Here is a 21353-nt window from a genome sequence, read left to right on the forward strand (position 1 = left end):
CGTCGGCCGTCACCGGTTCGTCAGGGACCGCCACTGGCGTATCCACTCGGCGCGGTTGCGTTCCACCCGCTGCGGCTTCATCTCGGTGGACTCGGACGGCCGCGGGGCGACGTCCTGCCAGCTCTCCGGCAGCTCAACCCCCGTGAGCACCGGATAGACGTACATCTGCTCGGGCAACCGACGCTGGAACTTCCACGAGAGCAGGAAGTCCATCAGCTCCCGTGCTTTCTTGAGGTTCGTGGTCCCGTCGATGACACCGGCGTACTCGACCTGGCGGTAGCACGTTCCCAGAAGTGCCTTGGTGCGCGGTTGTCCGTTCTGGTCGACCTCGGCGGCGGGTGAGGAGGCGTAGGACAGCACGATCGGCCGGGATCCGCCGCCGGACGAGCCGGAGAAGTCCTGCTTGTAGGCCTGCTGCCAGCCCGAGGAGATGCGAACGTCGTTGTCCAGCAGTTGTCGCCAGTAGTTCTGCCACCCCTGCTCGCCGAACGTGGCGACGGTGTTGAGCAGGAAGGCGAGCCCGGGCGAGGAGGTAGCCGGATCGGGAACGGCGAACAGGCCCGCGTAGCGCGGCTCGGCCAGATCCGCGAGTTCGGCGGGCGGCTCCAGGGCGTGCTGCTCGAACCAGCGCAGATCGATGTTGACGCAGACGTCGCCCGCGTCGACGGGTATCGGGCTGTCGTTGGCGCCGTAGGCGTACTTGATCGAGATGTGCTCAGCGCCCTCGGGGCGATAGGAGGCGAACACTCCGTTGTCGACGGCGCGTGAGAGATACGTGGAATCGACACCGAAGGCGACGTCGCCGATCGGGGCGTCCTTGGTGAGCACCAGCTCGTTGGTGAGTTCGCCAGCGTCTCCCTTTCGCAGAATCCGGAGGCGATAGCCGGAATCCTGTTGGAAGCTGTTCCGTAATTCATCACTGATCACGAACGAATCGTGCGTGACCAGCGTCACTGTAGGGCGCTGCGAGTCACGGCCGGTGCCCATGAGTGAGCAACCGGCCACCAGTAATGTGACTGCCACTGCCAGCGCGGCACGCGTTCGACGTGCGATACTGCGTCTCAACGATCCTCCCGTGGTCACACCACGAGTGCGACACCGAGCTGATCGCACGCCTCCCTGCGCCGGCATTACCCGGTTCAAGTAGGACGGTCGAGGACCCCGTGTCCTCCTCTCAGCCCAGCGCACTGGACTCCCGTGGCGAACCGGAAGTCTACTGCATCCCACAATCCCGACCGGACCCGAGAGTGATTCATTCCGGTCGGGCTTCGTCGGCCCAATCTTGCCGGCGACTCATCCCGCGGAACTTCCCGTGGGCAGCCGCACCGCTATTCGCTCGTGGCCAGCTCGGCCGCTTCGTGCGCGCACCCCCAGGAGACCGCCACCCCGTCGCCGCCGTGGCCGTAGTTGTGCACGATGCGGGCGCCTTCGTAGTGCTCCACCTTCAGCCGTACGCTTTCGCTCCGGGGGCGCAGGCCGACGATCTCCTCCCGGACGGGCGCGTCGCGCAGCTCGGGCCGGATCTCGGCGCAACGGCGCAGAATTCCCGTCGTGACCTCCCTGTCCGGAACGCGGTCCCAGGCGTGCGGCACCGCGACACCGCCGAGCACCAACCGGTCACCGTGCGGCATGTAACTGGCCCACCGGCCGCTCTCGGAGAGCTCGACGAAGTACTCCTCGATACCCGGATTCTCCACGACCACGTGCTGCCCGAGCACGGGCAGCACACCGGGGTCGCCGACCAGCTCCCGAGCTCCCACCCCGGTGCAGTTGACCACGGTCCGGCTCTCCCCGGCGGCGTCCGAGAGGCTGGAAACCGGGCTGCGGAGCAGCTCACCACCGGCCGCACGGAACCGGCGGGTGAGGTAGTCCAGATAGCGGGGCATGTCGATCAACGGCAGTGTGGCCCGCGCACCGGCCGAGAACCCGTGCGGCAGTTCGCCCGGCTCGCAGGCACGAAGATCCGTCATCAGTCGGGTCTCCTCGGGCCGCTTCGCGGCGATCGGCTCACGGCTGGCCACCGTGCCGAGGGCCAGATGCACTCCCGTGCTCGGATCGCCCGCCAGCTCCAGGAACAGCCCGTGGGAGCGTCGCGCCCACCCGACGGCGCGCTCCCGGGGCCCCAACGAGATCGGTCCCCATATCGCCCCGGCCACCGCCGAGGTGGTCTCGTCGGGATACTCGATGGTTCTGATACGCACGTGACAGCCGCGCTCGGCGAGCAACACGGCCGTGGTAAGTCCCGAAACACCGGCGCCGATGACCAACACGTCCGAGGATCGACCAGTCACGAAGTGACGGTAACACCGGACGAGTACTCGGGACACCTTCTTCGGAGGCACCGACACCGATGCTCGCCCGGGGCACATACGAGCCCGGCGAAGGGAGGTGTCGTGGTTCGCCCGTGGGAAGTGCCCCGCACTCGGGAGGAATCACTGTCCGACCCCGGCCCACTCCCCACCGAGTGCGGGCGCCAGCCCCGCTGCCGCGACGGCGCGGAACTCGGCACCCCGCAGTAGCCCGGCCCCCTCGGGCAGCGCTCCGAGCAGCGGAACTCCGGTCACGGCGGGAAGGTCGACCGCGTTGCAGCGCGCCGCGAGATCGGGATCGCTCGGTCGACTTCCGATCACGAGCCCGGGACAGTCCAACCCGCGGTGCCGCAGTTCCCGCACGGTCAGCGCACTCGCGTTCAGCGCACCCAGTCCTGCCGGGCACACCACCAGCACCGGCGCGGCCAGTGCGCCCGCCGCGTCGGCGAGTGTGCCGCCGTGGTCGTCGTAGGGAACCAGCAACCCACCGGCCCCTTCCACCAGCACGAGATCGTGCGTGGCGACCAATCGTGCGACCGCCGCGACGATCCGTCCCGGTGTGACCGGCGAAATCCCGTCGCGGCGCGCCGCCGCGGCGGGTGCCAACGGGTCGCGGTGCCGCGCGAGTTCCGAAGTGGTGATTTCACCCGTGGTTCGCTCGACCCCACCGGTCATTCGCCCGATCGCCGCGGCGTCACCCTCGCCGTCGCCCACGGTTCCGGTCTGCGCGGGTTTGAGCACCGCCACCGAGCCGGAAGCGGTCGCGGCCAGCGCGGCAGTGACCACTGTCTTGCCGACGCCGGTGTCGGTCCCGGTCACGAAAAGAATCCCGCCCACCGTGCTCACCCCGCCGCCGCGGCCGCACGAACGGCCTCGGTCACCGTGGCCAGGTCCTCGGGACCGATCACGTAGGGCGGCATGGTGTAGATCAGGTCGCGGAACGGACGCAGCCACACCCCGCGCTCGACCGCCGCACGACTCGCGGCGGTGGTGTCCACCTCGTGATCGAGCTGTACGACACCGATCGCTCCGAGCACCCGCACATCACGCACCCCGGGCAGCTCCCGAAGCGGGGACAGCCCGGCCCACAGTCCGGACTCGATCGCACCGATCTCACCGCGCCAGTCCCGTTCCAGCAGTGCCCGCAACGAGGCGCGGGCCACCGCGGCAGCGAGGGGGTTGCCCATGAAAGTGGGGCCGTGCGCCAACACGGGCACCGAACCCCGCGTTATGCCCTCGGCGACGTGGCCGGCGCACAACGTCGCGGCCATGCTCAGGTAACCGCCGGTGAGCGCCTTTCCCAGACACATCACGTCCGGTGACACCCCGGAGTGGTCGGCGGCGAACAGCTCACCGGTCCGCCCGAAGCCGGTGGCGATCTCGTCGAAGACGAGCAGCACCTCGTAGCGGTCGGCCAACTCGCGCAACGCGCGCGGGTACTCGGGCGAGTGGAACCGCATGCCACCCGCACCCTGCACGATCGGTTCGATCACGACGGCGGCCAGTTCCTCGTGGTGGCGCCGCAGCAGCTCCTCGAAGTGTTCGAGGTAGTCGCGTTCGACCTCGGCGTCGAACCCGGCGGGTGGGGCCGCGGCGAAGAGCTGTTCGGGCAACGCACCCTGCCACAGCTGGTGCATCCCGCCTTCCGGGTCGCACACCGACATCGGGTGCCAGGTGTCGCCGTGATAACCACCGCGCCAGGTGAGCAACCGTCGTTTCCCGGCACGCCCCAGACCGCGCCAGTACTGCAGACACATCTTGACCGCCACTTCGATCGCCACCGAACCGGAGTCGGCCAGGAAGACGTGCCGCAGCGAATCGGGGGTGATCTCGGCGAGGCTCGCGGCGAGCCGCACGGCGGGTTCGTGGGTGAGACCTCCGAACATCACGTGGCTCGCACGGTCGAGCTGCCGCCGGACCGCCTCGTCGAGATCGGGGTGGCGGTAGCCGTGTATCGCCGCCCACCAGGAGGACATGCCGTCGATGAGTTCCCGCTGCCCGTACCGCTCGGAACGGGTGCGCAGCCTCACCCCGTGGGCGTCGGTCACGGTCAGCGATTCCGCGACCGCGGGCATCTCCGAATAGGGGTGCCAGACGTGATTTCTGTCCAGTTGAGACAGTTCTTCCGGCGACAGCGGGATGTCCGACAGGGCTCTGAGCACACCGGAATGCTGCCGCGCCGCCGGACGAAACCCCATTCGCGGCGGGAACAAATCCGCGCGACCGGGGTTGTACCTTCCGACCACTGGCCACCGGTTCGCCGCTCCCACAGGCTCTGACGACATGCCACCTCGAAGCACCACCCCCGACGAGCCGGATCCGGAAACCGTGTTCGCCCGACTGGACCGGGAAGCCGAACACCGCGACCGGGCGGGACTGACCAGGAGACCGCCGACGAGATCGGCGCGGGAGAACACGCTGGACCTCGCGGGCAACGACTACCTCGGGCTGGCAACCCACCGCACGGTCACCGAAGCGGCCGCTGAGGCCGCGCGGCTGTGGGGAGCGGGCTCGACCGGTTCGCGCCTGGTCACCGGAACGACGGAGTCGCACACCACGCTGGAGACCGAACTCGCGGAGTTCTACGGCACGGAATCGGCGCTGGTGTTCTCCTCGGGCTACACCGCCAACCTGGCGATGATCACAGCACTGGCCGACGAACGTTCGCTACTCGTCTCCGACAGTCACAACCACGCGTCACTGATCGACGGATGCAGGCTTTCCCGAGCGGAGGTGCGCATCGTGGACCACACCGATCCCGACGCGGCGGCGAGCGAGCTCTCCCAGTCGCCGGGGGCCGGTCTGCTGCTGACCGAGTCGGTGTTCTCCGTGGACGGTGACACCGCACCGCTGCGGGACGCACTGCGGGTCTGCCGCGCGAACGGGGCGGCGCTGCTGGTCGACGACGCGCACGGCCTCGGCGTGCTCGGCGAGGGAGGTGCCGGCGCACTGACCGAGTTCGGCATGCGCGCCGCACCGGACGTGGTGAGCACGGTGACCCTGTCCAAGTCGCTGGGCGCCCAGGGCGGGGCGGTGCTGGGACCGTACCGCGTGATCGAGCACCTCAGGCAGACGGCCCGCACCTTCGTTTTCGACACCGGCCTTGCTCCTCCCGCTGTGGCGGCGGCAGCGGCGGCCCTGGGTGTGTTGCGGGAGGAACCGGAGCGTCACGCACGGGTACGTGGGGTGGCCGAAGGACTGCACCGGGAGCTGGTGCGACGCGGCGTGCCCGCCACCCGCCCCGGGGCCGCGGTGCTGGGAATTCCCGTGGGCGGGGCCAACGCCGCCGTGGCGTGGGCCGCGGCATGCCTGCGCCGCGGCATACGAGTGGGGTGCTTCCGGCCGCCCTCGGTTCCGGACGGGGACGCTCGGTTGCGGCTGACGGCGCGGGCCGAGCTGAGGCCGGAGCGGATCACCGAGATCGCGGCCGTGCTCGCCGAAACCGCCCCTGCGGGCGCGAGGTGAGACGGGACGCGAGGGATACGGCCGCGAACCCGAGCGTCGGAACTCCTCGAACGGCCGGAATCCTCCCGAAGCGGCGCCGGTGGCGGGAGTGCTCCTCCGGCACGAGAGCGCCGTAAGGGCAGCGCCGCGGGAACACTCCCGAAATCGTCACCGCTCCTGCCGGGGTGAGGTTTCGCGGGAGAACCCATCGGGCGGGTTCGGGCAGGTGCCGGCGGACCTCGCTCAGGGCTTGCGGCCCACGGCTCCCACGATGCAGTTCGACACTTCCGGCTCCTGCTTGTAGCGGGGGCCGTCGGGCCACCAGTCACAGCACCGCACCAGCCCCGGCTCCACCAGTTCCAGTCCCGGGAACATGCTCCGGATCTGTTCTTCGGTGCGGAACTTCCCGCTTCCCATCGGACTGTGGGTGAAGCGCTCGTCCATCCTGTTGGCCAGCGCGGTGTAGTAGCCGTCGTCCTGCGGATCGAAGAAATGGCTCAACACCACGAACGATCCGGAGGGCAACGCCTCGATGTACTCCCGCATGATGTCGCCGGGATCGCGTTCGCCGACATGGTGGTGCAACGTTCCGACATGGAGCAGTGCCAGCGGCTCGGAGAAGTCGATGTGGTCGTTGACCACCGGGTCTTCCAGAATGGCACGCGGTTCGAAGATGTCGGCCGGGCTGAAGTGGGTTTTTTCGTTCTCCTCCAGCAACGCACGCCCGTGGGCGAGCACCACCGGATCGTTGTCCACATAGACGACCCTGGCCTCGGGTCTGAGCCGCTGGGCCACTTGATGGGTGTTCTCGGCGGTCGGTAAGCCGGAACCGCAGTCCAGGAACTGCGAGAGGTTGGTCTGGCTGGCCAGGAACCGGATCGTCCGGATCAGGAACTCGCGGTTGTCCCAGGCCAGATCCGCCGCTTCCGGCGCCGCCTGCTTGACTCCCTCGAAGACTTGCCGATCGACTTCGTAGTTGTCCTTGCCACCGAGAAATGCGTCGTAGACCCTGGCGATACTCGCCTTGCTCGTATCGATGTGGACCGGAGTGTCGCTCACCGGCGGGGATCCTGCTTCGATCATCTCAACCTCGTGTCGGGGGTCGGGGTCAGGGTCGGACGGTGCACTCGGCGTAGGAGTGTCAACGCATGCTGTAAATGCAAGCACGAGGAGGTAACCTCACGAAACCGTGCGGCAGAACTTCGATTGGCACGAATGCCGGATCGCCTTACCCCCGAACGAGTTCATTGCCGACTACAGTGTGAAAGCGAGAATCCGGTGTGTACACCGACGAACAGGAGTGGGGATGACCACCGTCGATTCCGGCGAACCCGATGACGAACACGTCGAGGAACATCCGAAACCGACAGCCAGACGAATCGTGCTGGGCGCACAGCTGCGCAGGCTGCGCGAGAACGCCGACATCACGCGGGCCCAGGCAGCGGACGAGATTCGTGGCTCGGAATCCAAGATCAGCCGGATCGAGCTCGCCAAGGTCAGCCTGAAGGAACGCGACGTCCGCGACCTGCTCAAGTGCTACGGGGTCACCGACGACGAGCAGCAGCGACCGTTCCTGGAAATGGTGCGCGAGTCCAAGCAGCCCGGCTGGTGGAACCGCTACAGCGATCTGATGCCCGACTGGTTCCAGGACTTCGTCGGCCTGGAGGAGTCGGCCTCGCGGATCCAGGCCTACGAACTTCAGTTCGTACCGGGGCTGCTGCAGATCGAGCCCTACGCCAAAGCCATCGCCAGTCACGGCAGACCGGAGCTGGCCGACGAGAACGTGCGGCGCAGGGTGGCACTGCGCATGCAGCGGCAGAAACTGCTCAACGGGCCGCAGGCCCCGCGGGTGTGGGCCGTGATCGACGAGTCCGTGTTACACCGGCCCATCGGTGGACTGGACGTGATGCGGCAACAGTTGGACCACCTGCTGGAAATGACCAAGCGTTCCACCATCACGCTGCAGGTGCTCCCGTACCGGCTCAGCGGTTACGCCGCCGAGGGCTCGTTCAGCATGTTGCGCTTCGCGGAGCCGGAACTTCCGAACCTGGTCTACGTGGAACATCTGGCGGGCGCGCTGCATCTGGACAAACCGGAGGAGATCGAACAGTACAGCAGAGTGTTCGACCATCTGACCGTGGACGCCGAGACTCCGGAGGAGTCCAGGAAGTTGTTGCACAAGGTGCGGGCGGAACTCTGAGTCCCGGTTCGGTGCTCGTAGGTGGTTACGTGGCGGAACCTCCCGCTGAGCCCCGCCCCGGGAGGGCCCGCACCGAGTAACCGCCTACGCCACGCGCCTCACTGAGCTCCGGGGAAAGGCGCGTCATTGGTCCCGCGAGTGGGGACCGTCGGCCGGGTTTCCCGAGGAATGGGCCATATCTCGGAGCGCCGATCACTTACGGCCACCTAATTCACCCATTCGAGTGAGTCGCGTCGCCGAACACGCGCGGCTCGACGAAAACGAACCGGGAAACCTGCTATCCCGAGTATCGAACAGAGCAGCACGCGCCACCAGTGGCTCGCGCGGCACAACCTGGCCGGAGGCCGGTTTTCCAGGCAGGATACCCGGACGACGCCCCGCACAGGAACCCTGAACAATCTCGCACGATCGTGTGTATTCGTGCAGCTGCACGTGCAGATGCATTGCCTTTCCGGTATACCACTGGCAAGATCTCGTGCACGTGCAGATGCACAACACGCAGAAAAGGTGACCACATGAGCGAGAGGGTCCGCACCAGCACCTCGGCGGCCGAGCTGCCGAGTGTGCGGTGGCGCAAGAGCAGGCACAGCGGTGCGATAGGGAACTGTGTGGAGGTCGCCGCACTCAACGGCGGCGAGGTCGCCATGCGCAATTCCCGTGACCCGGAAGGCACCGCTCTCGTTTACACCCGCGCCGAGATCGCCGCCTTCGTGGCGGGTGCGAAGGACGGGGAGTTCGATGACTTCATCAACTGATGCCCAGTGCGATTCGGACGCGCGACTGCGTGAACTGATGGCCCGGGGTTTTCAGTTCATGCAGTCCACCGACTCCCGTGGAGAGCTGCGGGCGCTGGTCGGCGTGCGGGGGCACGACAACGTCATCGACGTGGTCCGCCTCGAGTCCGAGGACAGCGTGACGGCCACCAGAATGCCGAGTTACGAGGAGAACGTCTTCGAACCGAGTATCACCTGGTGGCACTCCAGCGGCCGGGTCTGCGAGGTGCTCGACCGGCTGCTCGAACTTCCCGACGACCACACCCCCGGATCCCTGCTGGTCGCAGCGGGAATCTGAAACCGCGCCCACAGGAGTTCCGCCGAGATCCATCGGTGGCCCTACCTCCCTTACCGCCGGAAAAACTCTTCCGAAACCGCGCGGCCGTAACAGGCCCGGAAGTTCCGTCCGGCATGACCGGGATCACTGCCCGCCTCGTAGCCACGGCCTACCGTGCTCGAGGCGGGCAAATCTCGTCGGAGGAGGAACGGCTCGAATGGACGACTCACCGAGGAATTCCGGGTACGGCGACTCGGAATCCGAGCAGCTCGAAGTGACCGACGAAGAGGAACTTCGGGAACTGTTGGGCACTCCGTTGCGACGGACCCTGGACAAGGAACGCGCCGAGCTGCACGAACTGGACAAACACTGGCTGGCACACTCACCGTTCTGCCTGGTGGCCACCTCCGACGAACTGGGGCGCTGCGACGTCTCCCCCAAGGGGGATCCGCCTGGGTTCACGCTGGTGCTGGACGACTCCACGATCGCGCTGCCGGAACGGCCGGGTAATCGCCGCGCGGACGGTTTCCGCAACATACTGCGCAATCCGCACGTCGGGCTGCTCTACATGCTGCCCGGTAGGGGCGACACGCTGCGGATCAACGGACGCGCGCGGATCGTTCGGTGGGCCCCGTTCTTCGAACGCATGGAGGTGAGGGGGCACCGCCCGGTACTGGCGCTGATCGTCGAGATCGAGCAGATCTTCCACCACTGCGCCAAGGCGTTCATGCGTTCCGAGCTCTGGAACCCGGAGAGCTGGAACCCCGAGGCGGTGGATTCGCGCCCGGCCATCGCCAAAACGCTGGAGACACCGGAGAAGAGCCTGGCCGAGTTGGAGCACTACTACGGCGCGGAGTACGCGAAGAAGCTGTACGGCTGACAAGCTCGCGGTCGTTTCTCCGCTCGTGACGGCCGGGATTCGCGCCCAGTCCGTTCGGGCAGGCGGAAACACCACGACGAACCACCGGGACAATGAGCGTCGTGATCGGACACACTTCCGCGTTGACCCGTGATCTCCCCGCATGGTGTTCTGACTGTGGGGGACGTTCGTATCGGAGCGGGTTATGGGAACCGACAACGGTATTTTTCAGCCGCTTTCCAAGCGGGAGTACTTCTGGCGGGGTGTGGGGTTCATGGCGGCTCCGACTGCCACTCTCGTCGTGAACATGCTGGAGATCCCCCTCTGGGCGGGATTTCCGATACTCGTGGCAGCGGGCGGTGCCGGGGTCCTCGTGCTGCGGCGCTTCACCACCATGGAACCGAACCCCACGGGTCCGATGAAACCCGAGAAGTGGCGGTTCGGCGTCCCGGATCGCTCGACGTTGCGGCCGAACAAGTACCGCTCCGCGGAAACCGCGGAAGGGACCGACTGACGATCGCCACCCGCCCGTTGTCGAGGTGCTGACGTGCCGGAACCGAAGCACACCGGACTCCAGCTCGCGCTGTACACGCTCTCGGTGCTGCTGCTGCCGGTGTTTCTGTACCTCACCTGGCAGGTGGAGTCGCCCTGGCCACGACTCGGTTGCACGTTACTCGTGTTCGGCTGCCAGCTACTCGCTAAGCTGCTGCGCCACCGCCAACTCAAACGGACCGGGCATCGTTCCCGTACCGGAGAACACCGCCGGAATCCCGACCGCGACAGGAACCACGGCCCGAACCGGAGTCACCGCCCGACACCGAGCAGCGCGATTCCGGCGGCTACCGATTCCCACCCCCCACCGGACAAGGACTGTTCACAGCTCTCGGCGAAGAACTTCCGGGTAAGGCCGGGTGATCCGCATCGGTTCGACTCGGACGGCGACGGGCTCGGCTGCGAGGGCTGACGGCGATACCGCGCGGCGTTCCTCGGCAGCGCTTTGGTCAGGCAGCGCTCCTGCCAGGACTCATCGTGGGTAACTACGACACACGCTGGGTGTCAGCACGCGCACCACCGTCGGCCTCGCCTCGCTGCCTCGCGCGGTAGAGAAACATTCCGTACAGCACGGCCATCGGGCCGCCCAGCAGGACGCAGAGGAGGTTGATCAGCAGAACCCAGTAGTTGCGGTCCGGCACCTGGCTCAACGTGAACAGCAGTGTCACGAAGTTGAGCAACGTGACGAAGGACCACGTCACGAAAGCCGTAACAAACGATCTTCTCCGCGAAGTGCGCGACGAACCGATAGCCAAACTCCACCTCCGAATCCATGGACCGTGTCCAGCAACCGGTCCGGTTACACCGGCAGCAGGAACACTCGGCAAGATCATCAAGAACTCACACTATAGGGTGAGTCTTCGACTGGGCACTTACCGCCGAATTCGAACCGAGGGTGACCAATTCCACACCTTGTGGTGAAACCGTGCCGACATCACGGGAGTTGACGCAGGGTGGAAGCACAACGGCACCCCTGCGGTCGGTTCGAACGCGGGAACCGCCGATAATCGCTGCTGCCCCCGACCCGCTGGAAAGCGAGCACTCCGTTGGCGCGTGAACCGAGCAGAGCCGAACGCAACCCGACGTTCTTCGGCAGTATCGATCCCTTCTGCTGGATAGCGGTCGTCCCGCTGCTGGTGGCGGCGCTGTTCGTGGGCCTGGCGATCATGCCGGTGCTGGGGCTGATCATGGCCGTGCTGGGAGTCCTCGTCCTGGTGCTGGACGGTTGGATCAACTGGCGCTGGCACAACACCTGGGGCAGGCGCCAGGAAGCGGGCCGCGGCTCGCCCCGCTCCGGCGGAGCGAGGTCGGCCGGCGGTTCGAGGGCGAGCAGCGGATCAAAGTCAGGCAACGGGTCGAGGTCGGGCGGCAGAGCCACCTCTGGCGGCAGGCCCACCTCCACCGGCGGACGGCCCACCACGAACCGCAGGTGACGCCCGCCACTCGCTTCGGTCTCCCGCTCGGCCGGGCACGTCCCGGCACCGGTTCCGGGGAAACCGGTGCCGAGCGAAACCGGTGCCGAGTGCCGCGCGGGAGTCAGTGCAGGAACTTGTCGGGAGTCAGCGGCAGATCCCGCACCCGCACGCCGGTGGCGTGGTAGGCGGCGTTGCCGATGGCCGCCGCCGTGCCGACGATCCCGACCTCGCCGATGCCCTTGGCACCCACCGAGTTGACGTGCGGATCGTGCTCGTCGATCCAGCTCACCTCGATCGAGCCCACATCCGCGTTGCCCGCGATGTGATAACCGGCGAGGTCGTGGTTGACGACGTGGCCGAAGCGTTCGTCGACCACGCTGTGCTCGTGCAGCGCCATGGAGAGCCCCATCGTCATCCCGCCGAGGAACTGCGAGTGCGCGGTTCGCGGATTGACGATCCGGCCGGCCGCGAACACTCCCAGCATCCGGGGAACCCGCACCTCACCGGTGTCGGCGTCCACCCGCACCTCCGCGAACTGCGCACCGTAGGCGTGCATCGCGTACTTGCCGATATCCGGATTGTCGGCCGCCCCCGCCGTGGTCTCGGCCCCCTCGGCCGGATCGTCGCCGTGTTCGGTGCGGAACGAACGCGCCGCTGCCACGACGGTCGATCCCCACGAGGCTGTTCCGGTGGACCCACCAGCCAGGCTGGCATGCGGCTGCTCGGTGCTGCCGAGCCGAAGCTCCACATCCTCGAACGGGACCTCCAGCGCCTCAGCCGCGAGCTGGGTCAGCGCCGTGCGGGAGCCCGTCCCGATGTCGACCGCACCGATCTCCACCCGGTACTTCCCGGCGGACTCGTGGCGGACGGTGGCCAGCGATCCCGGGAAGAACAGGCTCGGGAAGCTGGCGGCGGCCACCCCGGTGCCCACGAGCCAGTCACCTTCCCGTCGCGTTCCCGCCCGGGGGTCGCGTTCGTGCCATCCGAACCGCTCGGCCCCCTGCCGCAGGCAGGCGACCAGGTTGCGGCTGGAGAACGGCAGCCCGGAGACCGGAGCGACCTCGGGTTCGTTGCGCACCCGGAGCTCGATCGGGTCGATCCCGGACCGAACCGCCAACTCGTCCACAGCGGTTTCCAACGCGTACATCCCGGCGGCCTCACCGGGGGCCCGCATCCAGGTCGGCGCGGGCACGTCCAGCGCGGCGAGCCGGTTGGTGACGCGCCGGTTCGGGGACGCGTACATCTCCCGCGAGGCGCTCGCGCTCTGCTCGGCGTACTGCTTGAACCGGGAGGTCTGCTCCAGCGAGTCGTGCTCGGTGGCGGTGAGGCGACCCTCGGGGTCGGCACCGAGCCGCACCCGCTGCCGGGTGGGCGGGCGGTAGCCCACCAGCTCGAACATCTGGGTGCGCGACAGCGCGCACTTGACCGGCCTGCCCGCCGTCCGGCGCGCGGCAAGCACCGTCAGCGCCACGTGGCCGTGCGGCATCCCCTTGGATCCGAAGGCACCCCCGACGTGCGGCGCGATCACGCTGACCCGCTGCTTGTCGAGGCCGACCAGCGCGGCCAGCAGATCCCGCACCAGGTGCGACCCCTGGTTCGAGTCGTGGAGGGTGAGTCCGTTCTCGTCCCACGTCGCGATGACGGCGTGCGGTTCGATCGGGTTGTGGTGCTCGGGCGGGGTGGTGTACGTGGCGTCCACCGTGTGGGCCGCCTCGGCGAGCGCGGCGTCCACGTCGCCCCGCTCCAGGTCCGGCGACAGCATGGGACTGGCATCGGCATCCGGGGTGTAGACGATGGCCGCGTCGTCCCGGAATTCGCTGTCGTGCGGCAGCCGCTCGTAGCGAACGTCGACGAGCCCGGCGGCGTGCGCCGCGATCTCCGGCGTCTCGGCGACCACCGCTCCGATGAGTTGGCCGCGGTAATCGATCCCGTCGGACTGCAGCACGGCCAGTTCGGGATCACCGATGGGATTCAGGGCGTCCGCGTTGCGATGGGTCAGCACGGTGTGCACCCCGTCGACCCGTTCGGCCGCGTCGGTGTCGATGCGCGTGACGCGCCCCCGCGCGATCGTCGCCCGCAACGGGTGCAGGTAGAGCGGGTTCGTGGCGGGATGTTCGAAGGCGTAAGGCGCGGTGCCGGTCACCTTGGCGCGGCCCTCGATCCGTTCCGGACCCGACGGTGTGGCCCGGGTCGCTCCGGTCATGATCCCTCCTGCTGGGTGAGCTCGCGCAGCACCGATGCCAGGGTGTTGCGGGTCATGGGGACTTTGAACTCGTTGTCGCGCAGCGTTTCCGCCTCGGCGAGTTCGGCATCGGCCGCCGCGCGGAACGCCTCCTCGGTGGCCGGGGCGCCGTGCAGCGCCCGTTCCGCCGCCGTGGCCCGCCAGGGCTTGTGCGCGAGACCGCCGAAGGCGATCCGGATGTCGGTGATCGCACCGTCGGTGACCTCGACCGCCGCCGCCACCGAGACGAGCGCGAAGGCGTAGGAGGCCCGGTCCCGCACCTTGCGGTAGCGCGAACGGGCGGCGAAGGGCAGCGACGGGAGTTCGACGGCGGTGACGAGCTCGCCGTGGCGCAACACGGTGTCCTGTTCCGGCTCGTCGCCCGGCAGCCGGTGCAGCTCGGTCACCGGCACGGTGCGCTGCCCGTCCGGCCCCTCAAGCAGCACGTCGGCGTCGAGCGCGGCCAGCGCGACCGCCATGTCCGAGGGGTGGGTCGCCACGCACCGCTCGGAGGCACCGAGCACGGCGTGGTGCCGGTTCCAGCCCTCCAGCGCCGAGCACCCCGAGCCGGGTTCGCGCTTGTTGCACGGGGTGGTGACGTCCTGGAAGTAGGAGCAGCGGGTGCGCTGCAGCAGGTTGCCGCCCGTGGTCGCGAGGTTGCGCAGCTGCCCGGAGGCCCCGGAAAGCAGTGCCTGCGCGAGCACGGGGTAGCGCTGCCGGATCACCGGCTCCGCCGCCAGGTCGCTGTTGCGCACCGTGGCACCGATGCGGACCCGCCCGTCGGGCAGCGACTCGACCGAGTCGTAAGGCAGCCGGGTGATGTCGACCAGTTTTCCCGGTTCGGTGATCCCCAGCTTCATGTGGTCCACGAGGTTGGTTCCGCCACCGATGTAGCGCGCTTCGGGATCGCGGCTGACGGTCGCGATCGCGCTGTCGGCGTCGGTGGCGCGCTGGTAGTCGAAGGGTTTCACTCGGCGGCCTCTCGAATGGCTGTGACGATGTTGGCGTAGGCACCGCAGCGGCAGAGGTTGCCGCTCATGCGTTCGCGGATCTCGTCCTCGTCGAGTTCCACCGGCTCCTCGAGGTCCTCGGTCACGTAGCTGGGCCAGCCCGACTTGGCCTCGTCCAACATGCCCACCGCGGAGCAGACCTGGCCCGGGGTGCAGTAGCCGCACTGGAAACCGTCGTTGTTCAACAGTGCCTGCTGCACCGGGTGCGGTTCGTCCTCCTCGGCCAGCCCTTCGGCGGTGACGACCTCACTGTCGTCGTTGGCGACGGCGAAGGTCAGACAGCTGGTGGCACGCCTGCCGTCCAACAGCACGGTGCAGGCGCCGCACTGCCCGTGGTCGCATCCCTTCTTCGGGGAGGTCACCCCCAATCGTTCGCGTAGTGCGTCCAACAGAGTCGTCCGGGTGTCCACGGACAGCGTTTCCCGCCGTCCGTCCACCCGCAGGGTTATCTCCGAGTCCATTCCGAAAATCGCCTCTTGATCGTGTAGGGCGGTGATCTCGAACGACACCCGTGTCAGAGCGGGGTTCAGTGATCATCGTACGCGCGCGGTCCGCCCGCGATGTGAACTCACGTCGAACGTTCCCCGTTACGGGAAGGGATTCACCGCTACCTACCGGTGCCGGACGACCTCGGCGTACCCGGGTGCCCGGTGGGGCCATGCCTCGCGGCACGGCCCCGTGCGGAGTGGCGAACCCGGCTCAGCCGGTGTGTTCCACGGGCAACCACAGTTCGTAGTTCATCAGGGTGCCCTCCCCGGACGGCTGGGCACTCAGGATCTCCGGGCCGGGCACGCTGCGGTAGGGGTTGGACGGGAACCACTGGGCGTACACGTCCCGCCAGATGTACTGCGCGGCTTCCGGTGGTTCGCCCGCCGCGTGGAACACCGCCCACGTCCCGGCGGGCACGACGCGCTCCGCGACTTCTTCTTCCTCGGGGGCGGCGGCCGAGGACACCACCCCCTGCAGGAAGTCGACCGGGCTACCTTCGGAACGCGTCGAGCCGTCCAGCGGCTCCACCGCGGAAACGATGCCCCGCGGTTCCTGGTCCGAGAGCGGCTTCAACCGCGCCAACCGCTCGGTCCCGATACTCGCGGTGAACTCGGCGATGGCCTCGTTGTGCCCCTCGTGCACCATCGGCACTTCGGTGCGGTAGCCGAGCAGCCGGAACTCGGCCTTCTCGACGATCCGGAACTCCATGGGTGTGCTCCCTTCGACGGTGAGGTGAAACGTCATCCGTGGTTGGGAGGTCAGTGCCGCCCCGGAACGTCTCGCCTCAGCCGGACCGACACCGTGCACGGCGCGGAACGCCCGTGCGAAGCTCTCGCCGGAGCCGTAGCCGTAGGTCACGGCGATGTCGAGCAGCGAGCGCCGCTCGGCCAGCACCTCACCCGCTGCCAGCGTCAACCTGCGCCTGCGCACGTACTCCGACAGCGGGATTCCCGCGAGCGTCGCGAACATCCGCCGGAAGTGGTATGGCGAGGTGTGGGCGATCCGGGCGAGCACCTCGATTTCGATGTCTGCGGCGACGTGCCGCTCGATGTGGTCCATGGCCTCGTTGAGACGGTCGAGCACGGTGACCTCCTTTCCGGATTCGAAACTAGGGCCTCGGCTGTCGCGTCCACCCGACCTTTCGTGCCCGATGCGGTCGGGTGGCCCGCGGGTGGGCCCGGGCGAGCGGTACCGCGCACGAACCGCCGGTCCACGTGGGCAGGCGGTTCCAAACCGTATTCACTTCCGGACGGTGACGACTCGGGGCGAGGCGTAGGCTGTGTTCGTCGCGAACCTCCGGTGTGGGAGAGCTTATGACCGGCCTCGACGAATCGCCCGAACGCGCTTACCGGCTCTCCGGCGACACCGACGTGGGTTGTCCCAGCCCCGCGCGGGTCTACGACTACTGGCTCGGCGGATCGGCGAACTTCGCCGTGGACCGCGAGCTGGGTGACCACATCGCCGAGAGCGAACCCCGGATCGCGAACATGGCGCGCGAGAACAGGTCACTGCTGCGCCGCATGGTGAGCCACTGCTGTCGCCAAGGGGTGGACCAGTTCCTCGACCTGGGCTCCGGGGTACCAACGATCGGCAACGTGCACGAGATCGCGCACCGGCACGCCCCGGGGTCCCGGGTGGTCTACGTGGACAGCGAACCCGTAACGGTCTCGCACAGCGAGCTGCTGCTCGAAGGGGTGGACAGGGCCACCATCCTGCGGAGCGATCTCACCGACCCGGCGGAGGTGCTGAACTCGCCGGTCACCCGCGGCATGCTCGACCTGAACCGGCCGGTGGCGGTGTTGCTGCTCTGCGTGCTGCAGTACTTCCCCGACACCGATCGGCTACGCGACACGGTGGCGAAGTACCGGGCGGGAGTGGCGCCCGGCAGCTACATCGCGATCTCGCACCTGACCACCGACGACAGCGACGTGAACACGAGTGGGTTGGCCGAGCGCATCCGGCACAGCCGGGCCGGCCACCAGGCACACCCGCGGGACTTCGGGGAGATACTGAGCCTGTTCGAGGGCACCCGACTCGTCGAGCCGGGAATCCGCTACGCCCAGCACTGGCACCACGGCGAGATCGCGGGCCCCACCGAGCCCAGCGGAATCTACGCCGGGCTGGCTCGGGTGCCGGAGTGACGTCCCAAGGTCCGTGAATTTCCCGCGAAATTCACCCGAAACAACGATGCGACAACTCCGAAGTGGAATTCCGGTGCTGACACTCCCTTCCGCCCGGACGAATCACAACGACCGGAAAACCGGACGGATACGAATTCGTGTCCTCCCGCGCGAGCCCGCCTTCGCGAGGGAGAACCCCACCCCGCGCCACAGGAACTCGCGACCCAGAAACCGCTGGTCACGGCACTGAAAATCACCTCGTGAACCATACGACCGCACCCTGCTGCCCCGATCGGGGCAGCACCCGGGAGGAACATAGGATGAGGCGGCTCTGCCAAGGCGCCCCATGAGGAGATATCCGGTTGAACGCTGAATACGACATGATGGAATACCAGGCCCGACAGAAATCGCTGGCGGTCAGCTACGTGCTGTGGGTCTTTCTCGGCCTGTTCGGTGCCCACCGGTTCTACGCGGGCAACCGCGTCGGGACCGCCGTCGCACAGCTGGTGTGCACGGTGCTCGTCATCACCAGCCCCATCAGTGCCGTGTGGGCAATCGTGGACGCCTTCCTCATTCCCGGCTGGATCAAACAGCACAACCTGGAGCTGGCCGGCGAACTGCGGCAGCGCGACACGAACAAAGTGTAACGACGCGGTCGTTGCCCGCGCGGTCGTGACGCGGCGCTCGCCCGAGCAGGTGCCCTCGTGGTTGGCCCGCGCCATGACCGCGCTCCGGCCGGGAATCCGGCCCTGACCGAGCGTAAATTTCGCGCGAAATCGTCGCGCCGCCTCGACGGCCCGAGGTGACAGGGCCGCACTAGGCCGTTCCGAGGTAGTCGCGTGCCTCCTCGGGATGCACGAGCCGCGTCAGGGCCTCGGCGTAGTAGTAGTCCCCGTAGGGCAGCGAGACCTCGATCCCCCGCTCCGCGGGGCGATTGCTGGTGCCCCTGCCCAGTACTCCCTCGGCGCGGTCGGATTCCCTTGTCGAGCAGCTCGATTCCAGTGCGGCCAGCATCCGCTCGGCGGTGGCCCGGTACCTGCCGTGACCGGTGACGGTCGCCAGGTCCAGCAGCCCGCAGGCGGCTACGGCCCCGGCCGAGGAGTCCCTGACGTCGTACGGCGCGTACGGCGAGCGGTAGTCCCACACCGGCACGTGCTCGGGCGGCAGACTCCGCACCAGGTGGTCGGCCACCCGCCTGGCCACGTCCAGAAACCGCCGCTGCCCGGTACGGCGGAACACGGTGGTGAAGCCGTAGACCGCCCAGGACTGGCCCCGCGCCCAGCAGGAGGTGGCGCTGTAGCCCTGCGCGGTGCGCTGCCGGAGCGGCCGCCCGCTTTCCGGGTCGAACTCGAAGACGTGGCAGGTGGATCCGTCCTCGCGAACCAGCTGCCGCGCCGTGGTGTCGGCGTGCGCGGTGGCGATCTCGGCATACCGCCGCTGCCCGGTCACCTCGGCGGCCAGCAGCAGCAGGTCGAGATTCATCATCGTGTCCACGATCACCCAACCGGCCCGGTGTGGGTCGTCGAGCTCGCCCCAGGCACGCAGGAACCGGCCGCGCTCGTTGTAGCGCCGGGTCAGCGTGTCCGCGGCGCGCAACGCCCCGTCGAGCCAGGCCCGCTCACCGGTGATCCGCCAGGCCGTCACCCAGGACGGGTAGAACAGGAAACCGAGGTCGTGGGTGGAGGTGTCGGTCGCACGCCGCTCCAGGCCACTCGCGGAGCGCCGGGCGTGGCGGCCCAACTCGGCGTCCCCGCTGTGCAGGTGGGCCAGCCACAACTGGCCCGGCCAGAAACCGCCGACCCATCCCCCGTCATCGTTGTACACCCACTTCTCGAACTCGGTTCGCTCCGGATATCCGGTCACTTCCGGGGCCAGGGCACGGATCCGTTCGACGCAGAAGTCCAACGCCCTCGCGTAATTCGCGGCCCGCGACTCGACGGCCCGCGACTCGGAAGAAGCGGGGGCGGCGGTGGCGGAACCGGGCAGCGACGCGGCCGCCGCACCGGTCGAGGCCGCCGTCAACAGGGATCTCCGGGTGAACATCCGTCTCCAATCGACGATCAAGGCACCATCCACCCGAGGACCGGGGTGGACTGCAGGAACACCAGGACGCACACGGCCAGCAGCAACAGCAGGCTCCAGCCGAAGATGCGGCGGAACAGCACGCCCTCCTGGCCGACCAGGCCGACAGCCGCGGTTCCCACCGCCAGGTTCTGCGGCGAGATCATCTTGGCCATCACGCCGCCGGAGGAGTTCGCCGCGCCGAGCAGCACGGGGTCGGCACCGATCCGGGAGGCCGCCGTGGTCTGCAGCTTGCCGAACAGCGCGTTCGCACCCGCGTCGGTACCGGTGATCGTGACGCCGAACCAGCCGACGATCGGCGACAGGAACGCGAAGAGCGGCCCGGTGTCGGCCAACCACGTGCCGAGCGTGCTGATCTGCCCGGAGAAGTTCATGACGTAGGACAGCGCGAACACCGCCAGGATCGCGAGGATCGCCCAGCCGAACTGGCGCACGGTCCGGCCCCACACCAGCACCCCGTCGCGTGGGGAGACCCGCAGGAACGGCAGCGACAGCAGCCCGGAGATCAGCAGCAGGGTTCCGGTGGCCGAGCCGAAGGCGAACGCGTAGTCGGTGTCGACGGCCGCGCCCGTGGGCGAGACGATGTCCAGTCCCGGCCAGGCGAAAGTGGTTCCGATCGCCTCCAGCGGCGCGCGCAGCGCGTCGATGCGCACCAGCGAGAAGACCAGGATGATGATCACGTAGGGCGCGAAGGCGCGCACTACCTCGGAGCGCCGATCCCGCTCCGGGCCGGAGTCCTCGACGGCGCCGCCTCCCCCGGAGATCGCAGCCGCCGTCACCGGTTCACCGGCGGGACGCCAGACCCGGAGCAACAACAGCAGCGCGGCGGCGGAGACGATCGCGGCGACGATGTCGGCGAGCTGGTAGACCAGTTCCGAGGTCACGAACTGCGCGAGCGCGAAGCTCACCCCACCGACGAGTGCGCCCGGCCACGCCTGGCGCAGCCCCCGCCTACCGTCGGCCACGAACAGCAGCACGAACGGAACGGCGATCGCCAGCAGCGAGACCTGCCGTCCGGCCATCGCGCCGAAGTCCCCGGCGGGCAGGCCGGTGACCTCGCCGAGCACCGTGATCGGGTTTCCCATCCCGCCGAAGGCCACCGGCGCGGTGTTGGCGATCAGTGTCAGGGTGGCCGCCTTCAGCGGTCGCACCCCCAACGCGATGAGCATCACCGCGCAGATGGCGACCGGACTGCCGCCGCCTGCCAGGGCTTCCAGCAGCGCGCCGAAGGAGAACGCGATGACGATCGCCTGGATCCGGATGTCGTCACCGACCGAGGAGAACGCTCTTCGCAGCACCGCGAAATGACCGCTGTGGACGGTCATGTTGTAGATCCAGATGGCGTTGAACGTCAGCCACAGGATGAGCAGCACGCTCTGCGCGGCCCCGTAGAGTCCCGCGTTCACCGCCATGATCGGCGGCATCCCGTAGGCGCCCACGGCGATCAGCAGCGACACCCCGAGAGTGGCGACTCCGGCCCAGTGCGCCTTCCACCGGAAGACACCCAGCAGCACCAGCAGCACGACCAGCGGGAGCAGTGCGAGCAACGCCGAGAGCAGCAGTGATCCGGTCGGATTCGCTTCCTGTTGGTACGGCACTACG

Annotated in this window: 22 protein-coding genes and 1 riboswitch; of the genes, 10 read left to right on the top strand and 12 right to left on the bottom strand. The window is 68.1% G+C overall.

From position 1 onward, the window contains the following. Window positions 1-9: 9 nt before the first annotated feature. From ACOQFL_RS13505 to ACOQFL_RS13520, 4 genes are all read right to left on the bottom strand, one after another. On the bottom strand, window positions 10-1065 hold the full coding sequence (locus ACOQFL_RS13505) for a thiamine ABC transporter substrate-binding protein (protein WP_435544488.1): 1056 nt from the start codon (window positions 1063-1065) through the stop codon (window positions 10-12). A 34-nt stretch (window positions 1066-1099) separates the two neighbouring features. Continuing rightward, window positions 1100-1209: riboswitch (TPP riboswitch) on the bottom strand. Window positions 1210-1328: 119 nt separating this feature from the next. Further along, window positions 1329-2291, bottom strand: coding sequence for an FAD-dependent oxidoreductase (locus ACOQFL_RS13510; RefSeq protein WP_435544489.1), 963 nt, complete (start codon window positions 2289-2291; stop codon window positions 1329-1331). A 141-nt stretch (window positions 2292-2432) separates the two neighbouring features. Further along, the gene (gene bioD / locus ACOQFL_RS13515; protein WP_435544690.1) at window positions 2433-3137 is read right to left on the bottom strand and encodes a dethiobiotin synthase; all 705 of its coding nucleotides are present in this window, start codon (window positions 3135-3137) and stop codon (window positions 2433-2435) included. A gap of 14 nt (window positions 3138-3151) precedes the next feature. Then, on the bottom strand, window positions 3152-4507 hold the full coding sequence (locus ACOQFL_RS13520; RefSeq protein ID WP_435544490.1) for an adenosylmethionine--8-amino-7-oxononanoate transaminase: 1356 nt from the start codon (window positions 4505-4507) through the stop codon (window positions 3152-3154). An 85-nt stretch (window positions 4508-4592) separates the two neighbouring features. Here ACOQFL_RS13520 and ACOQFL_RS13525 point away from each other — a divergent pair, with 85 nt between their 5' ends. Beyond that, on the top strand, window positions 4593-5774 hold the full coding sequence (locus ACOQFL_RS13525; protein ID WP_435544491.1) for an 8-amino-7-oxononanoate synthase: 1182 nt from the start codon (window positions 4593-4595) through the stop codon (window positions 5772-5774). A gap of 222 nt (window positions 5775-5996) precedes the next feature. Here the strand turns inward: ACOQFL_RS13525 and ACOQFL_RS13530 are convergent, their stop codons facing one another. Continuing rightward, window positions 5997-6836, bottom strand: coding sequence for an SAM-dependent methyltransferase (locus ACOQFL_RS13530; protein WP_435544492.1), 840 nt, complete (start codon window positions 6834-6836; stop codon window positions 5997-5999). 223 nt (window positions 6837-7059) lie between these two features. On the opposite strand from ACOQFL_RS13530, the gene ACOQFL_RS13535 reads away from it, so the two are divergent. The 6 genes from ACOQFL_RS13535 (at window position 7060) to ACOQFL_RS13560 (ending at window position 10826) form a co-directional block, all read left to right on the top strand. Next, complete coding sequence (locus tag ACOQFL_RS13535; RefSeq protein WP_435544493.1) at window positions 7060-7953, top strand: Sco1979 family transcriptional regulator; 894 nt, start codon at window positions 7060-7062, stop codon at window positions 7951-7953. Between the two features lie 515 nt (window positions 7954-8468). Continuing rightward, entirely contained in the window at window positions 8469-8708 is a 240-nt protein-coding gene (locus tag ACOQFL_RS13540; protein WP_435544494.1) for a DUF397 domain-containing protein, read from the top strand. Further along, the gene (locus ACOQFL_RS13545; protein WP_435544495.1) at window positions 8692-9024 is read left to right on the top strand and encodes a hypothetical protein; all 333 of its coding nucleotides are present in this window, start codon (window positions 8692-8694) and stop codon (window positions 9022-9024) included. Before ACOQFL_RS13540 ends, ACOQFL_RS13545 begins: the two co-directional genes overlap by 17 nt. A 196-nt stretch (window positions 9025-9220) precedes the next feature. Beyond that, window positions 9221-9883 carry a pyridoxamine 5'-phosphate oxidase family protein gene (locus ACOQFL_RS13550; RefSeq protein ID WP_435544496.1) on the top strand — a complete coding sequence of 221 codons (663 nt, stop codon included), beginning with the start codon at window positions 9221-9223 and terminating at the stop codon, window positions 9881-9883. Window positions 9884-10067: 184 nt separating this feature from the next. After that, complete coding sequence (locus ACOQFL_RS13555) at window positions 10068-10376, top strand: hypothetical protein (RefSeq protein WP_435544497.1); 309 nt, start codon at window positions 10068-10070, stop codon at window positions 10374-10376. Window positions 10377-10409: 33 nt separating this feature from the next. Continuing rightward, window positions 10410-10826 (top strand): excalibur calcium-binding domain-containing protein, encoded by a 417-nt coding sequence (locus ACOQFL_RS13560; protein ID WP_435544498.1) that lies wholly within the window; start codon window positions 10410-10412, stop codon window positions 10824-10826. A 73-nt stretch (window positions 10827-10899) separates the two neighbouring features. Here ACOQFL_RS13560 and ACOQFL_RS13565 read toward each other — a convergent pair whose 3' ends face one another. Beyond that, window positions 10900-11115, bottom strand: coding sequence for a hypothetical protein (locus ACOQFL_RS13565; protein WP_435544499.1), 216 nt, complete (start codon window positions 11113-11115; stop codon window positions 10900-10902). A 345-nt stretch (window positions 11116-11460) separates the two neighbouring features. Between ACOQFL_RS13565 and ACOQFL_RS13570 the strand changes: the two genes are divergently transcribed. Next, window positions 11461-11847 (top strand): hypothetical protein, encoded by a 387-nt coding sequence (locus ACOQFL_RS13570; RefSeq protein WP_435544500.1) that lies wholly within the window; start codon window positions 11461-11463, stop codon window positions 11845-11847. A gap of 103 nt (window positions 11848-11950) precedes the next feature. Here the strand turns inward: ACOQFL_RS13570 and ACOQFL_RS13575 are convergent, their stop codons facing one another. The 4 genes from ACOQFL_RS13575 to ACOQFL_RS13590 all read right to left on the bottom strand — a co-directional run bounded on the left by ACOQFL_RS13575 (window position 11951) and on the right by ACOQFL_RS13590 (window position 16632). Continuing rightward, window positions 11951-14032: a xanthine dehydrogenase family protein molybdopterin-binding subunit gene (locus tag ACOQFL_RS13575; RefSeq protein WP_435544501.1), complete on the bottom strand. Its 2082-nt coding sequence runs from the start codon at window positions 14030-14032 to the stop codon at window positions 11951-11953. Continuing rightward, the gene (locus tag ACOQFL_RS13580; protein WP_435544502.1) at window positions 14029-15021 is read right to left on the bottom strand and encodes an FAD binding domain-containing protein; all 993 of its coding nucleotides are present in this window, start codon (window positions 15019-15021) and stop codon (window positions 14029-14031) included. Before ACOQFL_RS13580 ends, ACOQFL_RS13575 begins: the two co-directional genes overlap by 4 nt. Continuing rightward, window positions 15018-15521, bottom strand: coding sequence for a 2Fe-2S iron-sulfur cluster-binding protein (locus tag ACOQFL_RS13585; protein ID WP_435544503.1), 504 nt, complete (start codon window positions 15519-15521; stop codon window positions 15018-15020). Before ACOQFL_RS13585 ends, ACOQFL_RS13580 begins: the two co-directional genes overlap by 4 nt. A 238-nt stretch (window positions 15522-15759) precedes the next feature. Next, window positions 15760-16632 (bottom strand): AraC family transcriptional regulator, encoded by an 873-nt coding sequence (locus tag ACOQFL_RS13590; RefSeq protein WP_435544504.1) that lies wholly within the window; start codon window positions 16630-16632, stop codon window positions 15760-15762. Between the two features lie 230 nt (window positions 16633-16862). Between ACOQFL_RS13590 and ACOQFL_RS13595 the strand changes: the two genes are divergently transcribed. Together ACOQFL_RS13595 and ACOQFL_RS13600 are read left to right on the top strand one after the other, a co-directional pair. Then, window positions 16863-17690 carry an SAM-dependent methyltransferase gene (locus ACOQFL_RS13595; protein ID WP_435544505.1) on the top strand — a complete coding sequence of 276 codons (828 nt, stop codon included), beginning with the start codon at window positions 16863-16865 and terminating at the stop codon, window positions 17688-17690. Window positions 17691-18031: 341 nt separating this feature from the next. After that, a complete protein-coding gene (locus ACOQFL_RS13600; RefSeq protein WP_435544506.1) occupies window positions 18032-18316 on the top strand; it encodes a TM2 domain-containing protein in 285 nt (94 codons plus the stop codon). Between the two features lie 169 nt (window positions 18317-18485). On the opposite strand, the gene ACOQFL_RS13605 is transcribed toward ACOQFL_RS13600, so the two are convergent. Together ACOQFL_RS13605 and ACOQFL_RS13610 are read right to left on the bottom strand one after the other, a co-directional pair. Continuing rightward, window positions 18486-19712 carry a glycoside hydrolase family 88 protein gene (locus ACOQFL_RS13605; protein WP_435544507.1) on the bottom strand — a complete coding sequence of 409 codons (1227 nt, stop codon included), beginning with the start codon at window positions 19710-19712 and terminating at the stop codon, window positions 18486-18488. A 17-nt stretch (window positions 19713-19729) separates the two neighbouring features. After that, window positions 19730-21349 carry an L-lactate permease gene (locus tag ACOQFL_RS13610; protein ID WP_435544508.1) on the bottom strand — a complete coding sequence of 540 codons (1620 nt, stop codon included), beginning with the start codon at window positions 21347-21349 and terminating at the stop codon, window positions 19730-19732. Window positions 21350-21353: the final 4 nt, after the last annotated feature.

It is taken from the genome of Actinopolyspora sabaoui (genome assembly GCF_051225635.1).
In the GTDB taxonomy this organism is placed as follows: Bacteria; Actinomycetota; Actinomycetes; order Mycobacteriales; family Pseudonocardiaceae; genus Actinopolyspora.